Here is a 7,405-nt window from a genome sequence, read left to right on the forward strand (position 1 = left end):
TTCCCAGATGGCGCTTGCCCAGGCGGCGCAGGTCTTCATTGCGCGCCTCGAACGCGCAGCACCTTGCGGACATTCGGTGCCTGCATTTGCATGTCGTACACGCCTTCCCGGGCTAGCGCGACCACGACGCCAGTTCCCTCATTCAATCAGGCTGAACATGGGCAGCACGGTGGACGATGTCCACTCTTCCATTCGACGTACCCACCGAGCTTTTCATTGCAGGCCAATGGTGCCCCTCTGCGTCGGGCCGGCGCATCGATGTCACCAACCCCTCCACTGAGACTGTCATGGCTAGCGTGGCCAATGCCACGGTGGACGAAGCGCTGGAGGCGGTGGACGCGGCCGCTGCGGCCGCCCCGGCATGGGCCGCCACGCCACCGCGCCAGCGCGGCGAGATACTGCGGCGCGCCTACGAGCTCATGGTGCGCGACGCAGAGCCCCTGGCACAGCTCATTTCGCTGGAGAACGGCAAGGCACTGGCCGATGCCCGGGGCGAAGTGGCCTACGCGGCGGAGTTCTTCCGCTGGTTCGCGGAGGAAGCCGTTCGCATCAATGGCGACATCAGCGTGTCCCCTTCGGGCACGAGCCGCATCATCGTCCAGTACCAGCCGGTCGGCGTCGCCTTCCTGGTCACGCCCTGGAACTTCCCCGCCGCCATGGCCACGCGCAAGATCGGACCGGCGCTTGCCGCGGGCTGCACGTGCATCCTGAAGCCGGCCACGGAAACCCCTCTCACGGCCCTGGCGGTCGCACGCCTTCTTGCCGAGGCCGGCGTGCCCGACGGCGTGGTGAACGTCATCACGACCTCGACTGCCGGCAAGATCGCCGACGCGGTGCTGGACGACCCGCGCGTGCACAAGCTCTCGTTCACGGGATCCACCGAAGTGGGCCGGATCCTGCTGCGCAAGGCCGCCGACTCGGTGGTCAACTGCTCCATGGAGCTGGGCGGCAATGCCCCCTTCATCGTGTTCGATGACGCCGACCTGGGCGCCGCCGTCGAAGGTGCCATGGTGGCCAAGATGCGCAATGGCGGCGAGGCCTGCACGGCGGCGAACCGCTTCTATGTGCAGCGCGGCATTGCCGAGGCGTTCACCCAGGAGCTGGCCAGGCGCATGGGCGCGCTGACGGTGGATGACGGCTGCAAGGAAGAGACGCAGTGCGGCCCGCTGGTCAACGCCGCCGCGGTGCAGAAGGTGGCTTCGCTGGTGGACGATGCCGTGGCCAAGGGCGCGCGTGTCCTGACCGGCGGCAAGCGCCTGGACCGTGACGGCTATTTCTACATGCCGACCGTGCTCGCCGACGTTCATGCAGAGGCCGACCTGCTTGGTGAGGAGATCTTCGGCACCGTCGCCCCGATCGTCGTATTCGACGAGGAAGGCGAGGCCATCGCACAGGCCAATGCGACCGAGTATGGTCTGGTCGCCTACGTGTTCACCCGCGATCTGGCGCGCGGACTGCGCGTGTCGGAGTCTCTCGAAACCGGCATGGTGGCGCTGAACCGGGGCCTGGTATCCGATCCGGCGGCCCCTTTCGGGGGCGTCAAGCAGAGCGGGCTCGGGCGGGAAGGCGCGCACCACGGGCTGCTGGAATTCATGGAGGCGAAGTACATCTCCACGAACTGGTAACTAGTCACTGTCATTGAAACGCACTGGAGACACCAACTCACATGGCCACATACGAAATCGCAACCCTTGACGGCGATGGCATCGGACCGGAAGTCTGCCAATCGGCCACCACCGTCCTGGCACAGGCATGCGGGCAGGACCTGCTCAGGTTCTCGCGCCATGACGGCGGCGCAGGACACTATGCGCGCACGGGCAAAGTACTGTCCGACGACACCTTCAAGGCCTGCAAGGACGCGGACGCCATCCTGCACGGCGCAGCCGGCCTGCCCGGCATCACCTACCCGGACGGCACCGAAGTCGGCAACGACCTCCACCTGCAGCTGCGGTTCAAGCTGGACCTGTACGCCAATGTCCGGCCAATCCGGCTGTACCCGGGCGCCAGATCGCCCCTGGCCGGCTGGAAGCCCGGGCAGATCGACTACGTGATCGTGCGCGAGAACACGGAGGGCCTCTATGCCAGCCGCGGCGGCGGCATCGTGCTGCGTGATGAAGTGGCAACCGACACGATCGTGATCACCAGGAAAGGCGTAGAGCGGGTCGCACGCTTCTCGTTCGACCTGGCCCGCAAGCGCAACGGCGCTCCCCGGGATGGCAAGCGCCGCGTCACGGTCTGCGACAAGGCCAACATCCTACGCAGCTACGCCTTCTTCCGGAAGGTGTGCGACGAAGTGGCCGCAGGCTACCCTGACGTGGAACTGGACTACGCCTACGCGGACGCCATCACGGTCCACATGGTCAAGAAGCCCGACTTCTATGACGTGATCGTCGCGGAAAACATGTTCGGCGACATCATCTCCGACCTCGGCGCGGCGACCATCGGCGGCATGGGGCTGTCGGCATCGGCCGAGCTGGGCGACCACCACGGCCTGTTCCAGGGCTCGCATGGATCCGCTCCGGACATCGCCGGCCAGAACGTGGCCAGCCCGTTCGCCACCATCCTCTCGGGGGCGCTGATGCTGCGCTGGCTGGGGGAAAAGCACCAGGACTCCGCCCTCGTCACCGCCGCCTCGCGCGTGGAAACCGCCGTGGAAAGCGTGCTCGCCGAAGGCCGGGTCCTGCCCCGGGACATCGGCGGAACAGCCAGCTGTACCGACATCACCGCGGCGGTCTGCCGCCAATTGTCCTGACGCCTGGCCAGAACGCCAGACGAACGGAAAAACCCAAGGAGACAAACCCGTGTTCAAGAAACTTGCACTACTCGCCGCGCTTTGCCTGCCATTCGCCATGGCCCATGGCCAGGGCCTGGCTGACCGCCCCATCACCTTGATCGTCAATGTGCCTCCGGGCGGAAGCTCCGATGCACTGGCACGGCTGACGGCCACCGTGCTGGGGGGCCAACTGAACCGCTCCATCGTGGTGGAGAACGTCACCGGCGCGGGCGGCCTCGTTGGCATGCAGAAGTTCCTGCGCGCCCCTGCCGATGGCAGCACTCTTCTGTTCATCAACCAATCGCTGGTCATTCTTCCTTACCTGCATCCCAAGTCTGCCTACAGCCCCTTGACCGACGTGGAGCCCATCGGAGTCGTCGCCAAGGTGCCCATGGTCTTGTCGGTCAGCAACGCTGGGGGCGTGAAGAGCCTTGCATCGCTCATCGACACCATGAAGAAGTCTCCAGGCAAGGTGAACTTCGGCTCCGGCGGCCCCGGCACGACGGCGCACCTGGCGGAGGCGCTGTTCCTCAAACTGGCCGACGTGCAGGGCGAGATGATCCAGTACCGGGGCTCCGGCCCGGCGCTCAGCGACCTGATGGCGGGCACCATCGACGCAGTGATCGACCAGACCGTGACCATGCTGCCGCTGCACAAGGACGGCCGGGTCAGGGCGATCGCGGTCACGGGTGGTACACGGCTGCCACAACACCCTGAGATCCCCACCTTTGCAGAGTCGGGCCTGCCTGGGTTCGATCTGATCATCTGGAACGGCGTGGTCGCCCCCAAGGGAACACCGCCGGAGTTGACTGCAAAGCTGGCGAGCGCGCTGACTGCGGCAATATCAAGCCCCGGCGTCCAGAGCCGGCTGTCCAGCCTTGCAGCGCAAGCCCCGGCCGACAATGAGAAGGGACCTGCACACTTCCGCCGCTTGATCATGCAGGACAACGAGCGCGTCGCCGATCTGGCCAAGAGCGGGGCATTTGCCAGCACTGCCGGGGCGGCGGGCAAGTAGTCTGAACCACCGCCAATTCAACTCTCCGCCCCTCCCGCAGCCATCCACAGGATGGCTGCACGATCGCATTGCCCCGCAATGCCATCAGCAGCGGACTGTGGAAATCCGAGCAAGGACGGATGACCACGGTGCAGTTCGCAGACCCATTCAGCCCGCGGCGCCGCTCAGATGCTCGAACAGAATGAAGGCCCCGATGCCGATCAGCACCAGGCCGCCCGCCATTTCTGCGCGGCGCCCGGCGATCTGGCCCAGCACGCGGCCCAGCATGACGCCCAGCGTGACCATTGCCAGCGTGGCAAGGCCGATGGCGGCGGCCACGGTCACGATGTCGGCGTCGATGAAGGCCAGGCCCACGCCGACTGCCATCGCGTCAATGCTGGTGGCAAATCCGGTGACCGCGAGCAGCCAGAACGAGTGGCGCTCCGGCAGTTCCTCGGTTGCCTCGTCCGAGCGCTTCGCGGCGGCCCAGACCATGCGCAGCCCAAGGCCGCAGAGCAGCACGAACGCGATCCAGTGGTCCCACGCCTCGACGTAGCGAGAGGCCGCCAGACCGGCTGCCCAGCCGACGACCGGCGTGATGGCCTCGATCGTGCCAAAGATCAATCCGGTACGCAGGGCCTCGCCAAAGCGCGGGCGATGGAGAGCGGCGCCCTTGCCGATGGCGGCGGCAAAGGCATCGGTGGACATGGCGAACGCCAGCAGTACCGTGGAAGCGAGATTCATGAAGCGGGGCAAAAAAGGGCCGGTCGGAGACGCCACGGCATGCCACGCACTCCGGCCGAACCGTGCATGGGCATACCGCTGGTCTCGCCAACCTTTCGGCTGCTCACGCCACGGCACAGGTGCCGAGTATGTTGACGTGAGCGCTTCCGAAGACCGGAAGCAGGCTACTCCCCAAAAGAGGCAGGCAGTGTAACACTGCCCCCTCGGAACCCTGGTGCACAGGCCCCGGTGCAGGGCGGTAACATCCTGCGCGACGTACTTACTTCTGCCGCGCATGGAGCGGCAACGCCCATGCCCGAGGAGAACCGCATGCCCACCCGCACCCACCCCGCCGCCCCGCCAGCACCCGCCCTCCTCCGCGCGCGGCGCCGGCCCTCTTCAACCCCCGCCTGGCTGCGCGGTGCCGCCTGGTCCGTGCCGCTGGCGCTGCTCACGGCCTGCAGTTCGACCCCGCTGCCGCCCTGGCAGTCGGGCCAGGGCGTCACGGGCACCGATGCCACACCCGCCGTGGTGGTGCGGCCTGCTGCGCCGCCGGTGATCGACATGTCGCCTCCGGGGGCCGTCGTCATACCTGTCGCGCCAACCGGCCTGCAGCCCGCGCCGTCCAGTGTTACGCCCCCGGAAGCCCTGGCGCCGCCGCCCTACGCGGACGCCGTGGCCGCGCGCTTTCCCGACCCCTCGGTGCGCTACAGCACGCCTGGGCTGCAAGCCGAGCGCACCAGCTTCACCACCAACGCCGAGGTGCACGCATGGCTGAGCGAGCTGTCCGCCATGGCATCCGGCACCGGCGGCGTGCGGGCCGGACTGCTGCCCATCGGGCGCTCGCAGCGCGGCGAGCCGCTGGAGGCTCTGATGATCACCCGCTCTGCCAATACGGAGCCCGGCACGCTCGCCGCCGACGGCCGGCCTACGGTGCTGCTGATCGGCCAGCAGCATGGCGACGAACCCGCCGGCAGCGAAGCACTGCTGATCATCGCGCGCGAGGCGTCGCAAGGCCTGCTCGAACCCCTGCTGAATCGCATCAACGTGATCGTGGTACCCCGAGCCAACCCCGACGGCGCAGCCGCCGGCACCCGCACCACGGCCAACGGCATCGACATGAACCGCGACCACCTGCTGCTGCGCACGCCTGAAGCCCAGGCCCTGGCCCGCCTGGTACGCGATTACCGGCCCATGGTGGTGGTCGACGCGCACGAATACACCGTGGCGGGCCGCTTCCTGCAGAAATTTGGCGGCATCCAGCGCTACGATGGACTGTTGCAATACGCCACCACCGGCAACCTGCCGGAATTCGTCACCAAGGCCTCGGAAGAGTGGGTACGGCGGCCTCTGGTGGCGGCGCTGAACCGGCAGTCCCTCAGCAACGAGTGGTACTACACCACCTCCACCGATCCGGAAGATAGGCGCGTGTCCATGGGCGGCGTGCAGCCCGACACCGGGCGCAACGTCAACGGACTCAAGAACGCGGTGAGTCTGCTGCTGGAGACGCGCGGGGTCGGGATCGGCCGCCTGCACATCCAGCGTCGCGTCCACACGCACGTCACCGCCGTGGCCAGCGTGCTCCAGAGCACCGCGGCGCGCGCCGACGACCTCAAGCAGTTGCGCTCCTTCGTCGAGCGCGACGTGAGCGCGCTGGCGTGCCGCGAGGATGCCGTGATCGAGGCCGGCCCTACGCCGGGCCGACGCACTCTCCTGATGCTGGACCCGCAGACCGGCGCCGACCGGAGCATCGACGTCGCATGGAATTCATCCCTCACGCTGCGCACCCTCAAGTCCCGCAAGCGCCCATGCGGCTACTGGCTGTCGTCCACCGCGACGCCGGCGGTCGACCGGCTGCGCATGATGGGCGTGCAGGTCATGCGGGTGATGGAGCCAGGCTCCCTGCTGCTGGACACCTACCGCGAGACGGCGCGCAACAACGCTCCGCGAGAGGACGTCCGGGGCTCGGTCGCCGACGGTGCGGCGGGCGATATTGCGCGGGTGGAAGTGGCATTGACCCGCAGCCTGATCGACGTTCCGGAGGGCAGCTACTACGTGCCCCTCGGGCAGCCGCTGGGCAACCTCGCCGTGGCCGCGCTCGAGCCGGACACGCAAAACAGCTTCTTCGCCAACCATGTGATCGACGGCCTCGACGCCCTGGCCCGGGTGGCCGGCCCTCCGCCGGCATCGCTGCGCCTGGAAGACATGCAGCCATGAGAAGCAGGGCGTCGTTGCTCAGTCCTACAGCGGCGTGGCGCTCCCGCACCTATGATGTAACAGGAGACAGTTGTCCCGAAGAAGGAGCCACCCATGAAGGAATTCTCGATGCGGCCTGGCATGCAGACCCTGGCCGGCACGTTCTATCCCACCGGCCACGCCGTGGTCATGTTCCCGCAGGAGCAGCAAGCGCGACAGGCGGCCGAGGACCTGATGGCAGAAGGCTTCAGCGACGATGACGTGGAACTGCTCAGGCCCGATGTGATGCTGCGCGAAGTTCTTGCCTCCACGCCCGATGAGGCCGACGGCCTGCCCTCCGTGGGCACCGAAGCCGCCACCGCCCGCACCTTTGGGGATCTGGCGCGCCAGGGACACTACGGACTGCTGGTCGCGGTCAACGATGCCAAGGCCGCCGAGCGCCTGATGACGGTGGCGCGGCGCCTGCACTTTTCCGCCGCGCAACGCTACCGCCATCTGGTGATCGAAGAGCTGAGTTAGGGAGAGAGTGGCGCTTGCTTTGTGGCCCATGCATCTGTCTCTTATACACATCTGACGCTGCCGACGAAGAGAACCTAGTGTGGGTGGGGGGGGGGGGGGGGGGGGGTGGGGGGGGGGGGGGGGGGGGGGGGGGGGGGGGGGGGGGGGGGGGGGGGGGGGGGGGGGGGGGGGGGGGGGGGGGGGGGGGGGGGGGGGGGGGG

General features: G+C 67.7%; 7 protein-coding genes and 1 riboswitch. Of the genes, 6 read left to right on the forward strand and 1 reads right to left on the reverse strand.

Annotation, left to right across the window (positions count from 1 at the left end; genetic code table 11):
- The first annotated feature begins 176 nt into the window (after nt 1-176).
- From JHD63_RS08525 to JHD63_RS08535, 3 genes are read left to right on the forward strand one after another with little or no spacing between them, the layout of a single operon-like run.
- Nucleotides 177-1,625: an NAD-dependent succinate-semialdehyde dehydrogenase gene (locus tag JHD63_RS08525; protein ID WP_198970321.1), complete on the forward strand. Its 1,449-nt coding sequence runs from the start codon at nt 177-179 to the stop codon at nt 1,623-1,625.
- A gap of 41 nt (nt 1,626-1,666) precedes the next feature.
- Nucleotides 1,667-2,752 carry an isocitrate/isopropylmalate dehydrogenase family protein gene (locus JHD63_RS08530; protein WP_198970322.1) on the forward strand — a complete coding sequence of 362 codons (1,086 nt, stop codon included), beginning with the start codon at nt 1,667-1,669 and terminating at the stop codon, nt 2,750-2,752.
- 49 nt (nt 2,753-2,801) lie between these two features.
- On the forward strand, nt 2,802-3,788 hold the full coding sequence (locus tag JHD63_RS08535) for a Bug family tripartite tricarboxylate transporter substrate binding protein (protein WP_370590429.1): 987 nt from the start codon (nt 2,802-2,804) through the stop codon (nt 3,786-3,788).
- Nucleotides 3,789-3,935: 147 nt separating this feature from the next.
- Here the strand turns inward: JHD63_RS08535 and mntP are convergent, their stop codons facing one another.
- Nucleotides 3,936-4,511, reverse strand: coding sequence for a manganese efflux pump MntP (mntP, locus tag JHD63_RS08540; RefSeq protein ID WP_198970323.1), 576 nt, complete (start codon nt 4,509-4,511; stop codon nt 3,936-3,938).
- Between the two features lie 13 nt (nt 4,512-4,524).
- A riboswitch (yybP-ykoY riboswitch) is annotated at nt 4,525-4,692 on the reverse strand.
- A 128-nt stretch (nt 4,693-4,820) separates the two neighbouring features.
- Between mntP and JHD63_RS08545 the strand changes: the two genes are divergently transcribed.
- The 3 genes from JHD63_RS08545 to JHD63_RS08555 all read left to right on the forward strand — a co-directional run.
- Nucleotides 4,821-6,707, forward strand: a complete 1,887-nt coding sequence (locus tag JHD63_RS08545; protein WP_198970324.1) for a M14 family zinc carboxypeptidase — start codon at nt 4,821-4,823, stop codon at nt 6,705-6,707.
- A gap of 93 nt (nt 6,708-6,800) precedes the next feature.
- On the forward strand, nt 6,801-7,205 hold the full coding sequence (locus JHD63_RS08550) for a hypothetical protein (protein ID WP_198970325.1): 405 nt from the start codon (nt 6,801-6,803) through the stop codon (nt 7,203-7,205).
- A gap of 14 nt (nt 7,206-7,219) precedes the next feature.
- A partial coding sequence (locus tag JHD63_RS08555; RefSeq protein WP_198970326.1) for a hypothetical protein occupies nt 7,220-7,405 on the forward strand: 186 nt, incomplete at its 3' end.

Origin of the sequence: Xylophilus sp. ASV27, assembly GCF_016428875.1 — a bacterium.
Taxonomy (GTDB): domain Bacteria; phylum Pseudomonadota; class Gammaproteobacteria; order Burkholderiales; family Burkholderiaceae_C; genus Xylophilus.